2 protein-coding genes are annotated in these 22481 nt (G+C 75.8%); both read right to left on the reverse strand.

The window, feature by feature from the left end; translation table 11 throughout:
- Positions 1 to 264 precede the first annotated feature (264 nt).
- Positions 265 to 11145, reverse strand: coding sequence for a type I polyketide synthase (locus tag AMK22_RS23590; RefSeq protein WP_073788043.1), 10881 nt, complete (start codon positions 11143 to 11145; stop codon positions 265 to 267).
- Positions 11146 to 11347: 202 nt separating this feature from the next.
- Complete coding sequence (locus AMK22_RS23595; protein WP_073788044.1) at positions 11348 to 22471, reverse strand: type I polyketide synthase; 11124 nt, start codon at positions 22469 to 22471, stop codon at positions 11348 to 11350.
- Positions 22472 to 22481: the final 10 nt, after the last annotated feature.

Here is a 22481-nt window from a genome sequence, read left to right on the forward strand (position 1 = left end):
CGCCAGTATGTCAGGGGCACGTCCACTGGAACGGCAGGGCGGGACCGCCCCCGGCCGGCCGGACCGCCATCACACGGAGGAGGCCCGGCCCCGCCGGCCGTGACCTGTGCAGGCCCTCGGGTGGCGGGGGGAGCGTGTCCAGGACCCCTGCGGGACAGCCGGACAGACGCGCGCCGGACCCGCTCCGCCGTCGACCGGCGCCCCACGGCTGTCCGTGTGTGCGGCGGGAGGCCGCCGCTCCGCTTCCGTGGGGGTGGGCGCGCTTCAGTCGAAGCTGCCGAGCTCCTCGTCGAGGATGCCGAAGAGTTCGTCAGCCGTGGCCGATTCCAGGCCCTTGCCGGCGTCCGTGCCGTCGGTCGTCGGATCCGGGTCGTCCCAGCGGGCGGTGAGGGCTCGGAGACGGGTCGCCACACGGGCGCGCCGGTCGTCGTCGAGGGCGGTGGGCTCCAGGGCGGTTCCCAGCAGGGTTTCCAGGCGCGCCACTTCGGCCTCGATGTCGACGGGCGCGTCGTCGGAGCGCTCGATCCCCGGGGAGCCCAGCTCCTCGTACAGGTGCTGGGCGAGGGCCTCGGAGGTCGGGTGGTCGAAGGTGAGCGTGGTGGACAGGCGCAGTCCGGTCTCGGCACCGAGGCGGTTGCGCAGTTCCAGGGCGGCGAGGGAGTCCACGCCGAGGTCGCCGAGGGGGCGTTCGGGATCCACGGCGCTGCCGGAGCCGTGTCCGAGGACATCGGCGACGTGTGCGCACACGGTGTCGACGAGCAGGCGCATCGCGGCCTCGGCGCCGAGGCCGGTGAGCCGTCGCGGCAGCGACTCCGCGGGCTGCGGGGCGGACGGAGCGGCGGTGGCCGTCCGAACCGTGCGGCGGGATGCGGCCGGCGTCGGGGCGAGGGCGCGGACCAGGGCGGGGGCGTCCTCGGTGATCCGGACGCGTACCGGCAGGACCAGCGGGGCATCGGTGGTGAGGGCCCGGTCGAAGAGGGTCAGCGCCCGGTCGGCGGGGAGCGGCAGGATGCCGTCGCGGGCCAGTCGGCGCAGTTCGGTCTCGCCGAGTCCGGCCGCCATGCCCTCGCCGGTGTCCCACAGCCCCCAGCCCAGGGACAGGGCGGGGAGGCCCTGGGCGCGCCGGTGGGCGGCGAGGGCGTCCAGAAAGGCGTTGCCCGCCGCGTAGTTGGCCTGCCCGGCGGCTCCGAGGGTGCCCGCCGCGGAGGAGAAGAGGACGAAGGAGTCCAGGTCGAGGCCGCGGGTCAGCTCGTGGAGGTGCCAGGCGGCGTCGGTCTTGGGCCGCATCACCGCCTCCATACGCTCCGGGGTGAGGTCGGTGAGCAGTGCGTCGTCCAGGACCCCCGCGGCGTGCACCACGGCGGTCAGCGGGTGGGCGTCCGGTACGGAGGCCAGGAGTCCGGCCACGGCGGCGCGGTCGGTGACGTCGCAGGCGGCGACGGTCACCCGCGCTCCGGGGGCGACGGGTTCCTCGCGCGTCTGCGGATCCGTGCCCGTGTCCCCGTCCGGTGTCCGGCCGCCGCGGCCGACGAGCAGCAGGTGGCGGGCGCCGTGGCGTTCGGCCAGGTGGCGGGCGAGCAGGCGGCCGAGGCTGCCGGTGCCGCCGGTGATGAGGACGGTGCCTTCGGGGTTCAGCGGGACGGTGGGCGCGGGCCCGGGTGCCGTCTCGGGCACGGTCCCCGGCGCGTCGGTCCGGGCCAGCTCCGGTACGTACACCGTGCCGCCGCGCAGGGCGAGTTCGGGCACGCCGGTGGCGACGGCGGCGGGCAGTGCGGCGGCCGAGGCGGGGTCGCCGTCGGTGTCGGCCAGCACGAATCGTCCGGGATGTTCGACGGCGGCGGACCGCACCAGGCCCCAGATCACGGCCTGGGCCGGGTCCGGCGGCCCGTCGACGGCGACCGCGTGCCGGGTGACGACGACCAGCGGCTCGTCCGCCGGACCGTCGGCAAGGTGGTTCCGGAGCGCGGTCAGGGTGCGTACGGCGGTCTCGCGGGCGAGGGCCGGCAGGTCGTCGGCGACGCCCGCGGCGGGGTCCGCGGTCATGGTGAGGGTGCGGGGGCCGGGCGCCGTCGCGTCGGCGGGCGCCTCCAGCCGGGTCCAGCGCAGGGTGAGCAGTTCGCCGGGGGCGGGCGCCGCGGCGTTCAGCTGCTCGGCCGTCACCCGGCGGATGCGCAGCGACGCCGCCTCGGCGACCGGTGCGCCCGTGCCGTCGTACAGGCGCAGGGTCATGCGGTCGGTGCCGTGCGGGGTGAGCCGCAGGCGCAGGACCCTGGCGCCGGTGGCGTACAGGGTGACGCCCTCCCAGGAGAAGGGCAGGGTCATGACGGTCGGGTCCTGGCCGTCGAGCAGGTCGATGGCGTGCAGCGCGGAGTCCAGCAGGGCGGGGTGCAGTCCGAATCCGTCGGCCGGGTCGGGACCGGGGAAACTGACGGGGTCGAGGTCGCTGCCCGGTCCGGGGTCGATTCCGAAGTCGACTTCGGGCAGGGCGAGTTCGGCGAATACTTCGTCGCCGAGTCGCCAGGCGGCGCGCAGGCAGCGGAACGTGGGACCGTAGCCGTAGCCCTGTTCGGCGAGGTGGTCATAGGTGCCGGTGACGTCGACGGGGACGGCGCCCGTCGGCGGCCAGGCCGTCACGGGGTCCGGTTCGGGCACGGGCCGGGGGGCGAGGACGCCGGTGGCGTGCCGGGTCCAGTGTGCGTCGGTCTCCTCCGGGCGGGCGTGCACCGTGAGCCGCCTGCGCCCGTCGGCGTCGGGGGCCTCGGCGGCCACCTGGAGCTGGACGGATCCGTGACCGGGCAGGGCCAGGGGCCGTTCCAGGGTGAGTTCCTCCACCTGCGGGCAGCCGGTGCGGTCGCCCGCCTGGAGGGCGAATTCGACAAAGGCGCTGCCGGGAACGAGGACGACGCCCGCGACGGCGTGATCGGCCAGCCAGGGGTGGGTTGCCGGGGAGAGACGGCCGGTCAGCGCGACCGTGTCGGCGGCGGCCAGGGTGAGGGCGGTGCCGAGCATCGGGTGCCCGGTCGCCGTTCCGTCCGTTCCGTCGGTGCGGGCGGCGCCGGGCCCGTCGGTCAGCCACAGCCGCCGCCGCCGGAAGGCGTACGTCGGCAGTTCGACGCGGCGCGCCCCGGTGCCGGCGAAGGCCCGCGGCCAGTCGACGGCGAGGCCGCGGACGTGGGCGGTGCCGAGGAGCGCGGCGAACGTGGCCTCCTCGTCGCGGTCGCGGCGCAGGGCCGGGACGAAAGCCGACCGTTCCGGGTCGGTGACGGCGTGCGCGCCCATGGCCGACAGGACGGCGTCGGGGCCGAGTTCGAGGAAGGTGCGTACGCCGTCGGCCTCCAGGGCGCGGACCGCGTCGCCGAACCGGACGGCCTCGCGGGCGTGGCGCACCCAGTACTCGGGCGTGCACAGCTCGTCCTCGGTGGCGTGCGTGCCGGTGACGTTCGAGACGAGCGGGATCGCGGGCGCGGCGTAGCGCAGTTCGCGGGCGGTCTTCTCGAACTCGGCGAGCATCGGGTCCATCAGCGGCGAGTGGAAGGCGTGGCTGACCCGCAGCCGCTTGACGCGGCGGCCGGTGAAGGCGGCGGCGACGGCGTCCACGGCCGCCCGGGTGCCGGAGACCACGACCGCCCGGGGACCGTTGACGGCGGCCACGGACACCTCGGGGCCCAGGTGCGCCAGCACTTCGTCCTCGGTCGCGTCCAGGGCGAGCATCGCGCCGCCGTCGGGCAGGGCCTGCATGAGCCGGCCGCGCGCGGTGACCAGCCGGGCGGCGTCCGCGAGGTCCCAGACACCGGCGGCGTGCGCCGCGGCCAGTTCCCCGATGGAATGGCCGGCCAGCCGGTCCGGCCGTACGCCGTACGCCTCCAGCAGCCGGTAGAGGGCGGTCTCCACGGCGAACAGGGCGCTCTGCGTGTAGAGGGTGTGGTCGAGCGACTCGGCCTCCTCGGTGCCGGATCCGGCCCACATCACCTCGCGCAGCGGGCGGTCCAGATGGGCGTCCAGGGCCTCGCACGCCTCGTCGAGGGCGCGCCGGAAGAGGGGGTGGGCGTCGTACAGGCCACGCCCCATGCCGAGGCGCTGGGCACCCTGTCCGGTGAACAGGAACGCGGTCCGGCCCGCGACGGGACGGCCGCGTACGACGGTGTCGGTGGTGCCGACGCTCGCGGCGGCGTCGGCGCGTACGGCTGTCCCAGGGGTACGGGCCCCGGCCAACGCGTCCAGCGCGGCGAGGAGTTCGTCCTTGTCTCGGGCGACGACGGCGGCACGGTGGGTGAGGGCGGCGCGTCCGGTGGCCAGGGTGTGGGCGAGGTCGGTGATCCGTTCGTCGGCGGCGGTGCGCAGCCGGGCGGCCTGTGCGGCCAGGGCCTCGGGGGTGGCACCGGAGACGACCACGGGCAGCAGCGGGGCGTGGGGTTCGGTCCCGTCGTGCGCGGGGGTGTCCTCGTCGGGGGCCTCCTCCAGGATCACGTGCGCGTTCGTACCACTGATCCCGAACGACGACACCCCCGCACGCCTGGGACGATCCCCCCGCACCCACTCCCGCCCCTCCGTCAACAACCGCACCCGCCCCGAACCCCAGTCGACCTTCCGCGACGGCTCGTCCACATGCAACGTCGCCGGCAACCACCCCGCCCCCATCGCCAGCACCATCTTCATCACACCCGCCACACCCGCAGCCGCCTGCGCATGCCCCACATTCGACTTCACCGACCCCAACCACAACGGATCCCCACCCCCACGACCCCGCCCATACGTCGCCAACAACGCCTGCGCCTCGATCGGATCACCCAACACCGTCCCCGTCCCATGCGCCTCCACCACATCCACCCCACCCCCCGACACACCCGCAGCCACCCACGCCTCACGAATCACCCGCTGCTGCGCCGGACCATTCGGCGCCGTCAACCCATTCGACGCACCATCCTGATTCACCGCCGAACCCCGCACCACCCCCCACACCCGACGCCCCGACCGCCGCGCATCCGACAACCGCTCCAACACCAGCACACCGACGCCCTCGGACAGCGCCGTGCCGTCCGCCCCCTCGGCGAAGGACTTGGCGCGGCCGTCGGCGGCGAGGTTGCGCTGCCTGCTGAAGTCCACGAACGTGTCGACGGTCGACATCACGGACACGCCACCGGCCAGGGCCAGGCCGCATTCCCCCCGCCGCAGCGCCTGCGCCGCCAGGTGCAGCGCCACCAGCGACGAGGAGCACGCCGTGTCCACGGTGAGCGCCGGACCCTCCAGACCCAGGGTGTAGGCGATACGGCCGGAGGCGATACTGCCGAGGCTTCCGTTGCCGAGGTAGTCGCGCACGGCCTCGGGGACGTCGCGCAGCCTGCTGCCGTAGTCGTGGTACATGACCCCGGCGAACACGCCGGTGCGGCTGCCGCGCACGGAGTGCGGGTCGATGCCGGCCCGTTCCAGCGCCTCCCAGGAGGTCTCCAGCAGCAGCCGCTGCTGCGGGTCCATGGCGAGGGCCTCGCGGGGGCCGATGCCGAAGAAGTCGTGGTCGAAGTCGGCGGCGTCGTAGAGGAATCCGCCCGCGCGGGTGGAGCAGTGGCCGGGCTTGCCGGGCTCCGGGTCGTACAGGGTGTCGAGGTTCCAGCCGCGGTCGTCGGGGAACGCGCCGATGCCGTCCACGCCGTCCGCGACGAGCCGCCACAGTTCCTCGGGCGTGGTGACGCCGCCGGGGTAGCGGCACGCCATCCCGACGATCGCCACCGGCTCGTCCGGTTCGTACGCCGCTCCGGGGACGACGGCCTTGATCCCGGTGGAGACCTCGGCGTCCTCGGGGTCCGCGCCGAAGAGTTCCGTCTTCAGGTACCTGACCAGGGCCTCGGCGTCGGGGTGGTCGAAGACGAGGGTGGCGGGCAACCGGAGGCCGACGGCGTTGCCGAGGCGGTTGCGCAGCTCGACCGCGGTCAGCGAGTCGAAACCGGCCTCGCGGAAGGAGCGGCGCGGGTCGAGCACCATGTCCGCGCCGTGCCCGAGGACGGCCGCGACCTGGGTGCGGACCAGTTCCGTGAGCGCCGCGTGGCGTTCGGCGGCGCCGAGGGCGGCCAGCCGTTCGGCGGCGGAGACGGCGGTGGCGCGGGAGGCCGCCGTACGACGGGCGGGTGCGGGCACCAGAGCGCGCAGCACCGCCGGGACGTCGTCGGCACCGCGCAGGGCGCGCGGGTCCAGGCCGACGGGCAGCAGCAGCGGTACGTCGGCGGCGAGCGCGGCGTCCAGCAGCCTCAGCCCCTGCTCGGTGGGCAGGGGCCGGACCCCCGCACGTGCCATGCGCTCCACGTCGGCGTCGGTGAGGTGGGCGGTCATCCCGGTGCGCTGCTCCCAGAAGCCCCAGGCGAGGGAGAGCGCGGGCAGGCCCTGGGCGGCGCGGTGGGCGGCCAGGCCGTCGAGGAAGGCGTTGGCGGCGGCGTACCCGGACTGGCCCGCGCCGTCGATCGTGCCCGCGGCCGAGGAGAAGAGGACGAACGCCGACAGGTCCAGGTCACGGGTCAGCTCGTGCAGGTTCCAGGCGGCGTCCGCCTTGGGCCGCAGGACGGCGTCCAGTCGCTCGGGGGTCTGATCGGTCACCAGTCCGTCGTCCAGGACCCCGGCGAGGTGGATCACCGCGGTCAGCGGGCGCTCCGCGGGCATGTCGGCCAGCAGCGCGGCCAGTTGGTCGCGTTCGGCGGCGTCGCAGCGGGCGACGACGACCTCGGTGCCGCGTTCGGCGAGATCACCGAAGTCGTCGGAGGCGGTGCCGCTGCGGCCGGCCAGGACGAGGCGGCGCACGCCGTGCTCGGTGGCCAGGTGCCGGGCGACCACGGCACCGAGCACTCCCGTGCCCCCGGTGATGAGCACGGTGCCGTGAGGATCCGGCGCGGGGCGGTCAAAAGCGGGTACGGCGGCCGTTCCCGTTACGGCGGCACGGGCCAGCCGGGGTACCCGTACGGTGCCCTCGCGCAGGGCCAGTTGCGGTTCCCCGCTCGCCGCGGCGGCGCGCACGGCCTCGGTGACCCGGTCGGTGGCGGAGACACCGGGGCCGGAGGCACTTTCGCCGCCGTCGTCGTGGGCGACGGCGTCCACCAGGACGAAGCGGTCGGGGTGTTCGCCCTGGGCCGCCCGGACCAGGCCCCATACGGCGGCGCCCGCCAGGTCGGTGACGTCCTCCGCGCCGGTGGCGACCGCGCCGGCGGTCAGGACCACCAGCCGGGCCCCGGCCGTACGCTCGTCCGCCAGCCAGTCGCGCACGGCGGCGAGGACCCGCCCGGTCACCGCGCGCACCCCTCCCACCGGGTCGCCGCCGTCACCGCTCACCGGCAGGACCACCCAGTCCGCCGCGGCGTCCGCCGCGGCCGTGCCCCGCTCGTCCAGAACGGCGTACGCGGGCGCGTCCGCCACCGGTACGGGCAGCGCCTGCCAGTCCAGCCGGTACAGGTCGTCGTCCCGGACCGGGGAGGTCAGCGCCGCCGGGTCGACCGGCCTGGAGACCAGGGCCTCCACGGCGGCGACCGGTGCGCCGGTCGGGTCGGCCAGGTCCAGGGAGAGCGTGTCGCCGCCCCGGATGCGGACCCGCAGGGCGGTGGCCCCGGACGCGTACAACGACACGCCGGTCCAGACGAAGGGCAGCCGCGCCGCTCCCTGCCCCCGCGCGCCGGGGGCGTCGGTGTCCGGCGGGGCCGTGCGCAGGCCGTCGGCGTGCAGGGCCGCGTCGAACAGGGCCGGGTGCAGGCCGAACGCACCTGCCTCATCGGGAAGTTCGACCTCGGCGAAGGTCTCGTCGCCACGCCGCCAGACCGCGCGCAGGCCCTGGAAGGCGGGCCCGTAGTCGTAGCCGAGCGCGGCCAGTGTGTCGTAGGCGTCGTCCACCGGCACCGGTTCCGCGCCCCGGGGCGGCCACTGCGCGAGGTCGAAGCCGGGCGGGGCGGTCCGCGGGGCGAGCAGCCCGGTGGCGTGCGCGGTCCAGTCGGTGTCGTCGGCACCCTCGGGGCGGGAGTGGACGCTCAGCGCGCGGTGACCGTCCTCGTCGGCGGCGGCCACGTGCACCTGGAACTGGACCGCCGCCCGGCCGGGCAGCACCAGCGGTGCCTGGAGGGTGAGTTCGGCGACGTGCCCGTACCCGAGTTCGTGGCCCGCGCTCAGCGCCAGCTCCACCAGCGCGGTGCCGGGCAGCAGGGGGGTGCCCGAGACCGCGTGGTCGGCCAGCCAGGGCGTGGTGGACACGGAGAGCCGGCCGGTGAACAGGGTGCCGCCCCCGGCGACCTGGACGGCCGCGCCCAGCAGCGGATGGGTGGTGGCCCGCAGCCCGGCGGCGGTGACGTCGCCGGAGGCCGCGGACCGGCCCAGCCAGTAGCGCTCGCGCTGGAAGGGATACGTGGGCAGATCGGCGGCGCGCACCGGCATGCCCGTGAACACCTCCGACCAGTCGACCGGGACACCCGCCACGAACGCCTCGCCGAGCGAGGTGAGCAGGCGCTCGGCCCCGCCGTCGTCGCGGCGCAGCGAGCCCAGCCCGGTGACGGTCGCGCCCACGGCGTCGGCGGTCTCCTCGATGCTGTTCAGCAGCACCGGGTGCGGGCTGCACTCGACGAAGATCCCGTATCCGGAATCGAGCAGGGCCCGGGTGGTCGGCTCGAACAGCACGCTCCGGCGCAGGTTCGTGTACCAGTAGTCGGCGGTCAGCGCGGTGGTGTCCAGCACGGCACCGGTGACGGTGGAGTAGAACGGTACGTCTGCCGCCCGGGCCCGTACGCCCGCGAGGTCGGTGAGCAGCCGTTCGCGGATCGACTCGACGTGGGCGCAGTGCGAGGCGTAGTCCACCGGCAGCCGCTTGGCCCGGCCGCCGTCCGCGACGATCGTCCCGCGCAGCGCGTCGAGCACGTCGGCGTCCCCGGAGAGCACCACCGACGAGGCGCCGTTGACCGCGGCCACGGCGACCCGCCCGTCATGGGCGGCGACGAGTTCGCGCGCCCGGGACTCGGGCAGCGCCACCGACATCATGCCGCCGCGGCCACAGGCGCCACGACCCGAACCGGTGGGCCCCGAACCGGTGGGCCCGGAGGCACCGTTCCCGGGAGCGGCCCCGGAATCGGCGGGCCCGGAGAGCACCTCCGCGATGGCCCGGCTGCGCAGGGCCACCACGCGGGCCCCGTCGGACAGGCTCAGCGCGCCCGCCACGCACGCGGCGGCGATCTCGCCCTGGGAGTGCCCGATGACGGCGGCGGGCCGCACCCCGTGCGCGCGCCACACCTCGGCCAGCGACACCATGATCGCCCACAGCGCGGGCTGGACCACGTCCACCCGCTCCATGGGGCGGCGCTCCCGGACGGTCTCGACGAGGTCCCAGTCGGTGAAGGGGGCGAGCGCCTCGGCGCAGTCGGCCATGGCCGCCGCGAACACCGGTGAGCCGTCGAGCAGTTCGGCGGCCATGCCGGCCCACTGGGAGCCCTGCCCGGGGAAGACGAACGCGATGCGGGACTCCCCCGCCGGTGCGCCGCGCACCACGTCGGACGCCGGATCGTCCTCGGCCAGGGCGGCGAGCCGCGCGGTGATCGTGGCCGGGTCGGCGCCGATGACGACGGCCCGCCGGTCCAGGGCGGCGCGGGTGGTGGCCAGGGCGTAGGCGATGTCGGGGACGAGGTCGGCGCCGGTCTCCAGGTGGTCGAGGAGGCGGCGTGCCTGGGCGGCCAGGGCCGGTTCGTCCCGGGCGGAGAGCACCAGCGGCAGCGGCCGGTCCCAGACGGGTTCCCCGGTGCACGGCTCGGGTTCGGGGGCCGCCTCGACGATGACATGGGCGTTGGTGCCGGAGATACCGAAGGAGGACACTGCGGCGCGGCGGGGCTCCGCCGCGTCCGGCCAGTCGCGGGCCTCGCCGAGCAGTTCGACGGCGCCGGACTCCCAGTCGACCCGGGTGGTGGGGTGCTCGGCGTGCAGCGTCCTCGGCAGTCTGCCGTGGCGCATGGCCATCACCATCTTGATGACGCCCGCGACCCCGGCGGCGGCCTGGGTGTGCCCGATGTTGGACTTGACCGAGCCCAGCCACAGGGGTTCGCCGGCCGGCCGGTCCTGTCCGTAGGTGGCGAGCAGCGCCTGGGCCTCGATGGGGTCGCCGAGCGGGGTGCCGGTGCCGTGCGCCTCCACGGCGTGCACCTGGTGGGGTTCCAGGCGGGCGTCGGCGAGCGCGGCGCGGATGACGCGTTGCTGGGAGGGGCCGTTGGGCGCGGTCAGCCCGTTCGAGGCGCCGTCCTGGTTGACGGCGGTGCCGCGGACGACGGCGAGGACGCGGTGGCCGTTGCGGCGGGCGTCGGAGAGCCGTTCCAGCAGGAGCATGCCGACGCCCTCGCCCCAGCCGGTGCCGTCGGCGCCCTCCGCGAAGGACTTGCAGCGGCCGTCCAGGGCGAGCCCGCGCTGGCGGGAGAAGTCGATGAAGGTGTCCGGGGTGGACATCACGGTCACGCCCCCGGCCAGGGCGAGGGCGCACTCGCCGGTGCGCAGGGCCTGCACGGCCAGGTGGAGGGCGACCAGCGAGGAGGAGCAGGCGGTGTCGACGGTGACGGCGGGGCCCTCCAGGCCGAGCGTGTAGGAGACGCGGCCGGAGGCGACGCTGCCGAGGTTGCCGTTGCCGAGGTAGCCCTCGACGCCCTCCGGTACGTCGGTGAGCCAGCTGCCGTAGTCGTGGTACATGACCCCGGCGTAGATGCCGGTGCGGCTGCCGCGCAGGGTGTGCGGGTCGATGCCGCCGCGCTCGAACGCCTCCCAGGCGGTCTCCAGCAGCAGCCTCTGCTGCGGGTCCATGGCGAGGGCCTCGCGCGGGCTGATACCGAAGAAGCCCGGGTCGAACCGCGGTGCGTCGTGGAGGAATCCGCCCTCGCGCACATGGGTCCTGCCGGGGGCGTCGGGGTCGGGATCGTAGATGGCGTCGACGTCCCAGTCCCGGTCGTCCGGGAAGTCGCCCACGGCGTCCACTCCGGCGTCGACCAGCTGCCACAGCTGTTCGGGCGTGCCGACGCCGCCGGGGTAGCGGCAGCTCATGGCGACGACGGCGACGGGCTCGTGCGCCGCTTCGGCGATCCGGTCGTTCTGTCGGCGCAGCCGCTCGTTCTCGAGCATGGCCTCGCGCAGCGCCTCGACGATCTGCTCGACGGATGTGTCCACGGTCGGTGTCGCTCCTAGCTGACTCGGCGGCGCTGGTGACGCGGTGCGGGTGACGCGGTCCGGAATTGCGGGTGACGCGCTGGAGGTGCTGCGGAGGTACGGCTGAGGTGCTCCGGCCGTACGGGGGTGGGTCGTACGGTCCGGATGTGCGGCCGGTGCCGGACGCGGCGCGTGGTCCGCGCGGTCCGGCACCGGGGCGGTCTCACTCGGGGCTGGTGCGGTTCAGCGCGGCGCGCACCAGATCGGCCACGCCCATGGACCTGATGTCCACGACCCGGTCGGCGGCGGGCGGTACGGGCGGGGCCGGTTCGGACAGTCCCAGCAGCCCGTCGAGCAGTCCGGCATCACGGATGCGCGCGATCGGGATGCGGCCGATGAGGGCCCGCACCTCGTCGTCGCCCCTCGGGTCGGTGGGTGCCGGACCGGTGCCGGTGGCGTCGTCGGGGGCGAGCCGTTCGAGCAGATGGCCCGCCAGTGCCACAGGAGTGGCGTAGTCGAAGACGAGCGTCGACGGCAGGCGCAGTCCGCTGATCGCGTTGAGCCGGTTGCGCAGTTCGACCGCCGCGAGCGAGTCGAATCCCAGCTCGGTGAAGGCGCGCCGAGGTCCGACGGCGGCGGGTCCGTCGTGGCCGAGGACGGCGGCGACCTCGGTACGGACGGCTTCCAGCACGGTGTGCTCGTGGTCGGCGGCCGGCAGGGCGGCCAGGCGCTCACCGAGGCCGCGGGCCCGGTCGTCCCGTGCGGCGGGGGCGGTGACACCGGCCAGGGTGCGCAGCACCGGGGGTACGTCGTCGCCCCGGCGGCGCAGCGCGGCGGCGTCCAGCCGGACCGGCACCAGGGCCGGTCGGCCGGACACCACGGCCGCGTCGAAGAGTTCGAGACCCTCGTCCGGGTCGAGGGCGCCGAGGCCGGACCGTTCGATGCGCCGGGCGCCGCTCTCGTCGAGGCCGGCTCCCATGCCGCCACCAGCCCACAGGCCCCAGGCGAGGGAGAGCGCCGGCAGGTCCCGGGCGGCACGGTGGGCTGCCAGGGCGTCGAGGAAGACGTTGGCGGCGGCGTAGTTGCCCTGGCCCGAGGCGTCGATGGTGCCCGCGGCCGAGGAGAACAGCACGAAGTGGGACAGCGGCCGGTCGAGGGTCAGTTCGTGCAGGTGCCAGGCGGCGTCCGCCTTGGGCCGCAGGACCGTGTCCAGGCGTTCGGGGCCGAGCGAGGTGACCAGTCCGTCGTCCAGGACGCCCGCGGTGTGCACGACGCTGTCGACGGGGTGGGCGGCCAGCAGCGCGGCGAGCGCCGTGCGGTCGGCGACGTCGCAGGCGACGACATCGGCACGGGCGCCCAGGTCGGCCAGGTCCGCGCGCAGTTCGTCGGCGCCGGGGGCGTCGGGTCCGCGACGGCCCGCCAGGACCAGGCGGGTGACGCCGTGCCGGGTCACCAGGTGCCGGGCCACCAGGGCGCCGAGCCCGCCGGTGCCGCCGGTGATCAGGACGGTGCCCCAGGGGCGCCCGGTGCGCGGCGTGTCCGGTTCCCCGGCACGCACCAGGCGCGGGGCGTGGGCCCGGCCGTCCCGCCACCGCACCTCCGGTTCACCGGAGTCGAGGACGGCGGCGAGCGCGGCGCGGTCCGGGACGGGGCTGCCGGGCCCGGTCCGGCCGACGAGGACGATCCGGCCCGGGTGTTCGGCCTGCGCGGCCCGCACCAGTCCGTGCACGGCGGCGTCGGCGAGGCTTCCCGCGGTGAGCACCAGCAGCGTGGAACCGGCCCGGCGTTCGTCGTCCAGCCAGGCCCGGAGGGTCGTGAGCGTCGTGTTCAGCGCGGCACGCACGGCCCCGGGCACCGCGTCCCCGTCGGCGACGTCCGGGACGTGCACCGGAAGGACGACGACGTCGGGTGCCGGGACGTCGATCGCGGCCGGTTCGGGGTGGTGCGGGACGCCGAGTCCGAGGTCGTCCGGGCCCAGCACGGCCCAGGTGCGGCGCTCGGGGCGCCCGGCGGACTCGGGGAGCGGTGCGTCCTCGACGACGTACAGGGAACGCTGCCGCCCGGTGAGCCGGTCGGCGGTGACGGGGCGGGTGACGTAGGACGCGACGGTGGCCAGCGGCGCGCCCTCGGTGTCCGTCAGATCGAGCCGGATGCCCTCCTCTCCCCGGGTGACGCGGACCCGGGCGGCGGTGTGGGCCCGGGCGGCTGCGCGGGAGGGGCCGGCCGTGCGGGACGGGGCGGTACGGGACGACGGCCGTCCGTGCACGGTGACGCCGGTCCAGGCGAAGGGCAGGGCGATCGTGCCGTCCGGTACCGCGTCGCGGGCGTCCGCGTCGGCGAGGGCGGTGGTGTGCAGGGCGGAGTCCAGCAGCGCGGGGTGCAGGACGTGCCGCGCGGCGTCCTGCCGGGTGCCGTCGGGCAGTTCGAGTTCGGCGAGGACCGTGTCGCCGTGCCGCCAGGCGGCCCGTACGCCCTGGAAGACGGGGCCGTAGTCGTAGCCCTCGCCGCGCAGCCGCTCGTAGAGGCCGTCGGTGTCGAGCGGCACGGCACCCGGCGGCGGCCAGGCGGCGGACGGGACGGACGACGCGGGAAGTCCGGAGGCGGGGTCGGTGAGGGTACCGGTGGCGTGCCGGGTCCAGCTCTCGTCCTCGGGCGCGTCGGCGGGCCGGGAGTGGATCTCCACACCGCCGTCGGGCCGGAGCGCGACCTGGATCCGCACGGCACCGTTCCCGGGCAGGGCCAGCGGGGCCTGGAGGGTGAGTTCCTCCAGCACCGGGCGTCCCGTCAACTCTCCCGCGTACAGGGCGAGATCGACGAGGGCGGCGCCGGGCACCAGCACCGAGCCGAGCACGGCGTGCTGGGCGAGCACCGGGTGGGCGGCGGTGGAGATCCGGCCGGTGAGCAGGGTTCCGCCGTCGCCCGGCAGGTCGAGGCGGGCGCTCACGAAGGGGTGGTCGACGGCCGCGAGGCCGTGACCGGTGGCGTCGCCCTTGGCGGTGGCGGTGGATGTCGGCAGCCAGTAATGACGGTGCTGGAAGGCGTAGGTGGGCAGCTCGACACAACGTCCGGGTTCGACGCGGCGCCCCGCTTCGACGTGACGCACGGGTTCGTCGCGGCGCCCCGGTTCGACGCGGTCCCCGGGGAGGCCGTCGTAGAGGACCGCCCAGTCGACGTCCGAGCCGCGGGTGTGCACGGCGGCCAGGGCGGCCAGCAGACCGGGCACCTCGGCGGTGTCCTTGCGGGCGGTGGGGACGAACGCGGCCTCCTCCGCGTCCGGGAGGCAGTCCGGGCCGAGGGCCGTCAGGACGGGGGCGGCGCCGAGTTCGAGGAAGGTGTCGGCGCCCTGCGCGGCCAGCGTCCCCACGGCGTCGGCGAAGCGGACGGTCTCCCGTACGTGCCGTACCCAGTAGTCGGCGGAGCCGAGTTCGGCGGCGGTGGCCCGGGCGCCGGTGAGGGTGGAGACGATCGGCAGGGTGGGTTCCCCGGCCGGCAGGGCGGCCATGATCCGGCGGAACTCGTCCAGCACGGGTTCCATGCGCGGCGAGTGGAAGGCGTGCGAGACGCGCAGTCGCCGGGTGGTGGCGAAGTGCGCGGCGACGGCGGCGACGGCGTCCTCGTCCCCGGAGACGACCACGGCGCGCGGGCCGTTGACCGCGGCGATGTCGCACCGTTCGTCCAGCAGCGGCCGCACCTCGTCCTCGGCGGCCTGTACGGCGGTCATCGCACCGCCCTCGGGCAGCGCCTGCATGAGCCTGCCGCGCGCCGCGACGGCGGTGACGGCGTCCTGGAGCGACCACACACCGGCGACGTGCGCGGCGGCGAACTCGCCGACGGAGTGGCCGGCCAGCCAGTCGGGCCGCAGCCCGAAGGACTCCAGCAGCCGGTAGAGGGCGACCTGGGTGGTGAAGAGGGCGGCCTGGGTGTAGGCGGTCCGTTCCAGTACGTCGGGGTGGTCGCCGAGGACCACTTCGGCGAGCGGCCGTTCCAGGTGCTTGGCGAAGAGTTCGGCCGTGCGGTCGAAGTGCTCGGCGTAGACCGGGAAGGTGTCGTACCAGTCCCGGCCCATGCCGGGCCGCTGGGCGCCCTGCCCGGAGAACAGACAGGCCAGGGTGCCGTCGGTGGCAGAACCGCTGACGAGCAGGCCGGGTGCCTCGTGCCCGTGGGCGAGGGCGTCCAGGGCCTCGGCGGCCCACTCCTCACCGGGGGCGAGAACGACGGCGCGGTACGGGTGGGTGGTGCGGGTGGTGGTCAGGGCGAGGCCGAGTTCGGCGACCGGGGTGCCGTTCAGTTCCCGCAGACGGGCCGCCTGGCCGCGCAGGGCCTCGGGCGAGCGGGCGGAGACCGGAAGGGCGAGTACGGGCGGCGTGGCGAGAGGGTGCGCTCCCGCACCGTCGTGCCCGTCTGCGTCCGGACCGGCGGTCCGCGGCCCCGTCCCGGCGGGCTCCCCCGCGAACTCCTCAAGAATGACATGGGCGTTGGTGCCGCTGATCCCGAACGAGGACACCCCCGCCCGGCGCGGACGGTCCGCCGCCCCCGGCCAGGGCCGCTCCTCCGTGAGCAGGCGTACCGCGCCCGCCGTCCAGTCGACCTGGTGGGAGGGTGTGTCGACGTGCAGGGTGCGGGGCAGGGTGCCGTGCCGCATCGCCATGACCATCTTGATGATTCCGGCGACTCCGGCGGCGGCCTGGGTGTGGCCCATGTTCGACTTGACGGAGCCGAGCCAGAGGGGTGCGTCGTCCGGCCGGTCCTGGCCGTACGTGGCCAGCAACGCCTGTGCCTCGATCGGGTCGCCGAGGGTGGTGCCGGTGCCGTGCGCCTCGACCGCGTCGACATCGGCCGGGGCGAGGCGGGCGGCGGCGAGCGCGGCGCGGATGACGCGTTGCTGGGAGGGGCCGTTGGGGGCGGTCAGCCCGTTGGACGCGCCGTCGGAGTTGACGGCGGAACCGCGGACCGCGGCCAGGATCCGGTGGCCGTTGCGGCGGGCGTCGGAGAGCCGTTCGACGACGAGCATGCCGACGCCCTCGCCCCAGCCGGTGCCGTCGGCCGCCGCGGCGAACGACTTGCAGCGGCCGTCGGCTGCCAGGCCGCGTTGCCGGGAGAAGTCGACGAAGGTGTCCGGGGTGGACATGACGGTGACACCGCCGACCAGCGCCAGGTCGCACTCGCCCTGCCGGAGCGCCTGCGCGGCCAGGTGCAGGGTGACCAGCGAGGAGGAGCAGGCGGTGTCGACGGTGACGGCCGGGCCCTCCAGCCCCAGGGCGTACGCGACCCGGCCGGAGACGACGCTGCCCAGGCTGCCGTTGCCGAGGTAGGCGGCGAGGTCGTCCGGCACCTCGGTCAGCCAGGTGCCGTAGTCGTGGTACATGACGCCCGCGAACACACCGGTGCGCGAGCCGCGCAGCGCCGCCGGATCGATGGCGGAACGCTCCAGCGCCTCCCAGGACACCTCCAGCAGCAGCCGCTGCTGCGGGTCCATGGCGACCGCCTCGCGCGGGCTGATGCCGAAGAAGTCGGCGTCGAAGTCGGCCGCGTCGTAAAGGAAGGCGCCTTCCCGGGTGTAGGTGCGGCCGGGGGTGCCGGGCTCGGGGTCGTACAGCGCCTCGGTGTCCCAGCCGCGGTCGGCCGGGAAGGGACCGACCGTGTCGACGCCGTCGGCGACGAGCCGCCACAGGTCCTCCGGGGAGCGCACTCCGCCGGGGTACCGGCAGCTCATGCCGACGATGACGATCGGGTCGTCACCGTCGCCGTCGGCGGGGCGCCGCCCGGTGACGGCGGGCGCGGGCTCCGCCGACGACCGCCCGCCGGAGCCGAAAAGGGTGTCGTGCATGTGATCGGCGAGGGCGCGCGAGGTGGGGTGGTCGAAGACGAGGGTGGCGGGCAGGCGCAGCCCGGTCACGGTGTTGAGCCGGTTGCGCAGTTCGACGGCGGCCAGCGAGTCGAAGCCGAGTTCGGTGAAGGCCCGCCCGGGGTCGATGGCGGAGGGCGCGTCGTACCGCAGCACCGCCGCGACCTCGGTGCGCACCAGGTCCAGCAGGGCGCGTTCGCGCTCGGCGGCGGGCAGTGCCCCCAGTCCTTCCTTCTCCCGGTGGGGCTCGGAGGCGGCGGCCCGGCGGGCGACGGGCCGGACGAGGGCACTGAGCAGCGGCGGAACGCCGTCGGGGCGGCGGCGCACGACGGGGGCGTCGATCCGTACGGGGACGAGGTGGGGCCGGTCGGAGCGTACGGCCGCGTCGAAGAGGCGCAACGATTCCTCGGCGGACAGTCCCGGTACGCCGGTGGCGGCCACGCGTTCCAGGGCGGCGGTGTCCAGGGCGGCGCCCATACCGGTGCCGGTGTCCCACAGGCCCCAGGCGAGGGCCGTGGCCGGCAGCCCCCGGGCCGCGCGATGGGCGGCGAGCGCGTCCACGTAGGCGTTGGCGGCGGCGTAGTTGCCCTGGCCCGGCCCGTCGAGGACGGCGGCGAGCGAGGAGAACAGCACGAAGTGGGAGAGTTCCCGGCCGAGGGTGAGTTCGTGCAGGTGCCAGGCGCCCGCCGCCTTGGCGTGGAAGACCTCGTCGACCATGGCGTCGGTGAGGCTCTCCACGATGCCGTCGCGCACGGTGCCCGCGGCGTGGATCACGGAGTCGACGGGGTGGCGGTCCAGCAGCGCGCGCAGCGCCTCCCGGTCGCCGACGTCGCAGGCCGCGACGGTCGCCTCGGCACCGAGCGCGGCCAGTTCGGCGCGCAGTGCGGACGCGTGGCCGTGACGGCCGACGAGCACCAGTCGGCGCACGCCGTGGGCACGCACCAGGTGGTGTGCGAGCAGTGCGCCGAGACCGCCGGTGCCACCGGTGATGAGGACCGTGCCCCAGTCTGCGTCGTGCCGGGGCCGGGCGGCCGGTTCGGCGGCCAGCCGGGGCACGGCGAACCGCCCGTCGACGAGGGAGAGTTCGGGCTCGCCGGTGGCGAGCACCCGGCGGAGTTCGGACTCGGAGGGCAGGGAGTCGTGCTCGACGAGGACGTAACGGCCGGGGTTCTCCGCCTGGGCGGAGCGGACCAGTCCGCGCACCGCGGCGTGGGCGGGGCTGTCGGGCGGGGTGACGACCACGAGGCGGGTGCCGGCCAGCCGTTCGTCGGACTGCCAGACGCGCAGCAGGCGCAGCACCCGCAGGACGTGGGCGCGCGCGTCGTCGACATCGGCCTCGGGCGGACCGGCCGGGCGGTGCACCACGGCGTCCGGTACGGGGCCGTCGAGCAGCGCGTCCAGGGCGCGGGCGAGGGTGTCCGCGACGGCGTCCTCGCGCGGTGCGCCGTCCGCGCCGGGGGCATCGGCCGTGCCGCGGCCCTCGCCGTCGCGCGGCACGTCGCTCGTGGCCGGGGCGGCGCCGAGAACGGCGATGCGCAGGGGAGCGGCGGTCGTCGGCCGGGGATACGGGGACCACCGCACGGCGTGGAGGACGTCGTCGTCCGGTACGGGCAGGGAGGTCATGCCGTCGATGTCGGCCACCGGGGCGCCGGTGGCGTCGGCGAGGCGCAGGGCGAGGGTGTCGTCGCCGGTGCGGGTGATCCGTACCCGCAGCGCGGTGGCGCCGGTGGCGTGCAGGCGGACGCCGGTCCAGGCGAACGGCAGCAGCACCTCGGCGCGCGGCGGGGTGTCGAGGTCGGCGGCGTGCAGCGCGGCGTCCAGCAGCGCGGGGTGGATCCCGAAGTGCGTGGCGTCGGCGGCGGCGTCCCCGGACAGGGCGACCTCGGCGTAGACGTGCTCGCCGTGCCGCCAGGCGGCGCGCAGGGCCTGGAACGCGGGTCCGTAGGTGTAACCCTGTTCGGCCAGATCGGCGTAGGCCCCGCTGACGTCGAGGGTTTCGGCCCCGGACGGCGGCCATTGCGCCGACGCGCCGCCGTCCGATCCGCCGCCGTGCGGCGCGGCGGCACCCGGTACGGCGGTGTCGGTGAGCGTGCCCGCCGCGTGCCGGGTCCAAGGGGCGCCGTCGGCGGCGCGCGAGTGGACGGTGACGGTACGCCGCCCGGTGTCGTCGGGTTCGCCGACGGCCACCTGGACGGCGACGTCCTCGTCGGGGGCCAGGACCAGCGGTGCGCCGAGGGTCAGTTCCTCCAGGACGGTGGCGCCGACGTGGTCGCCGGCCCGCAGGGCGAGTTCGACGAAGGCGGTACCGGGCATCAGCACGCGCCCGGCGATGACGTGGTCCGCGAGCCAGGGATGGGTACGGGTGGAGAGCCGCCCGGTCAGCACGACGCCCTCCGCCCCGACCGCCACTGCCGCCGCCAGCAGCGGGTGACCGGCGGCGACCTGGCCGAGTCCGGCCGCGTCGACGGGAGCGCCCGGCTCCAGCCAGAAGCGGCGCCGCTGGAAGGGGTAGCCGGGCAGTTCGACGCGGTGGGCGGGCGCCCCCGCGAAGTGCCGCGCCCAGTCGACGGGGACACCACGGGCGTGCGCGGCGGCGAGCGCGGAGACGGCCTCGCGCGCCTCGGGCCGCTCGCGCCGCAGCACCGGCAGGAAGGCGGTGCCGGGCGCGTCGGTCGCATCGAGACAGTCCGGGCCCATCGCGGACAGCACCGCGTCCGGCCCGACCTCCAGGAACGTCCGTACCCCGGCGTCGGCGAGCCACCGCACGGCGTCGTGGAAGCGGACCCGGGCCCGGACGTGCTCCACCCAGTACTCCGGGTCGCGCAGTTCGCCGCCGACGGGGCCGCCGGTCACGGTGGACACCACCGGCACGGTGGGTTCGGCGTAGTCCAGCACCCGTACGACCCGGCGGAACTCGTCCAGCATCGGTTCCATCAGCGGCGAGTGGAAGGCGCGGCCGACGCGCAGGCGCTTGGTGTCGTGCCCGCGCGCGGCGAGTTCGCCCGCGATGCGCTCCACGTCGTCCGTGTCGCCGGAGACGACGACGGATGCGGGCCCGTTCACGGCGGCGATGCCGGTGCGCGGGGTGAGGAGCGGCGCGACCTCGTCCTCGGCGGCGCGTACGGCGACCATGGCGCCGCCCTCGGGCAGTGCCTGCATGAGGCGGCCCCGCGCGGCGACCAGGATGGTGGCGTCCTGAAGGGTGAGGACCCCGGCCGCGTGGGCTGCGGCGATCTCGCCGACGGAGTGCCCGGCGAGGTGGTCCGGGCGCAGCCCCCAGCTCTCCAGCAGCCGGAACAGGGCGACTTCGACGGCGAACAGGGCCGGTTGCGCGTACTCGGTGCGGTGCAGGAGTTCCGCCTCGGGTGTGCCCGGACCGGCGAACAGCACGTCCTTCAGGGGATGCGGGAGCTGGAGGTCGAAGTGGGCGCAGACGTCGTCGAGGGCGTCGGCGAACTCGGGGTACGCGGCGGCGAGTTCGCGGCCCATGCCGGGGCGCTGGCTGCCCTGCCCGGTGAACAGGAGGCCGAGCTCGCCGGGCACCCGTCCGGTGGGCGGGACGGTGCCGGAGGCGAGGCCGGTGAGCGCCTCGCGCAGTTCGGCGCGGTCGGAGGCGACGAGGACGGCCCGGTCGGGGAGGGCGGCGCGGGTGGTGGCGAGGGCGCGCGCGAGGTCGGCGGGTTCCGCGCTGTCGACGAGCGGCAGCAGGTCGGCGGCGCGGGCGCGCAGGGCGGCCGTGCCGCGCGCGGACAGGGGGAAGGGCAGCGGAACGGGAACGGCCGGGGGCCGGGGCGAGGGTACCGCCCCCTCGGAACGGTCCTCGGGCTCGGGCTCCGGCTGCTCCAGGATGACATGCGCGTTGGTTCCGCTGACGCCGAAGGAGGAGACCCCGGCCCGGCGCGGGTGGCCGGTGTCCGGCCAGGTCCGCGCCTCGGTGACGAGTTCCATGTCGCCGGAGGACCAGTCGATGTGCGGGCTGGGGGCGTCGACGTGCAAAGTCGCGGGTACCTGTCCGTGCCGCATGGCGAGGATCGCCTTGATCATTCCGGCCACGCCGGCGGCGGCCTGGGTGTGGCCCAGGTTGGACTTGACCGAGCCGAGCAGCAGGGGCGCCCCGGCCGGGCGGCCCTGCCCGTAGGTGGCGAGCAGCGCGGTCGCCTCGATGGGGTCCCCGAGCCGGGTGCCCGTACCGTGCGCCTCGACCAGGTCGATGTCGGCGGCGGTGAGCCCCGCCTCGGCCAGTGCCCGGCGGATCAGCCGTTGCTGGGAGAGGCCGTTGGGGGCGGTGAGGCCGTTGGACGCGCCGTCCTGGTTGACGGCGGAGGCCCGGACGACGGCGAGGACGTGGTGTCCGTTGCGGCGGGCGTCGGAGAGCCGTTCCAGGACGAGGACGCCGACGCCCTCGCCGAAACCGGTGCCGTCCGCGGCGGCGGCGAACGCCTTGCAGCGGCCGTCGGCGGACAGGCCGCGCTGTCTGCTGAACGCGGTGAAGACGCCGGGCCCACCCATCACGGCCACGCCCCCGGCCAGCGCCAGCGAGGATTCGCCCTGCCGCAGCGAGCGGCAGGCCAGGTGGACGGCGACCAGGGACGCGGAGCACGCGGTGTCGACGGTGACCGCCGGTCCCTCGGTGCCCAGCACGTAGGCGACCCGGCCGGAGATGACGCTGGAGGCGTTGCCGGCCAGCAGATGGGCGTCGAGGCCGTCCGGGGCGTCGTGCAGGCGCGGCCCGTACTCCTGGACCTCGGCGCCGAAGAACATGCCGGCCGGGGTGCGGCGCAGCGCGGCGGGGTCGATGCCCGCGTCCTCCAGGGCGCGCCAGGACGTCTCCAGGACCAGGCGCTGCTGCGGGTCCATGGCGAGGGCCTCGCGCGGGCTGATGCCGAAGAACTCGGCGTCGAAGTCGGTGGCCGTGTCGAGGAATCCACCGGCGCGGGCGTAGGAGCTGCCGGGCACCTCGGGGTCGTCGTGGAAGAGGCGTTCCAGGTCCCAGCCCCGGTCGTGCGGGAAGCCGGACAGGACCTCGCCGCCCGCGCTCAGCAGCCGCCACAGTCCGGCCGGGGTGTCGATGCCGCCGGGGAAACGGCAGCCGATGCCGACGACGGCCACGGGTTCGTCGGCGGGACCGGCACCGCCCGGCGCCTCCGACCAGCCGCCCGGGAGGCCGTCCGCGACGCCCTGAGCCCCCGCGCCCCTGGCGCCGGCGAGCAGTCGGTCGGCCAGGTCGGGCAGGGTGGGGCAGTCATAGGCGAGACCGACCGGCAGGTCGAGACCGGTCCGTTCGGTCAGTCGCCGGTGCAGGTCGATCGCCGCGAGCGAGTCGAGCCCCTGTTCCGCCAGCGGGACGGACGCGTCCAGGGGGTGCGGGGTGCCCGGCCGGGCCGCCTGGATCGCCTCCGCCACGGCGGTGCGTACCAGCTCCGTGACCAGGGTGCGGTGGCGTGACGGTACGGACGTGGCGAGCAGTCGTGCCAGGGCTGATTCGGAACCGGGCCCGTTCATCCACGTGTCT

Origin of the sequence: Streptomyces sp. CB01580 (assembly GCF_001905795.1) — a bacterium.
Taxonomy (GTDB): domain Bacteria; phylum Actinomycetota; class Actinomycetes; order Streptomycetales; family Streptomycetaceae; genus Streptomyces.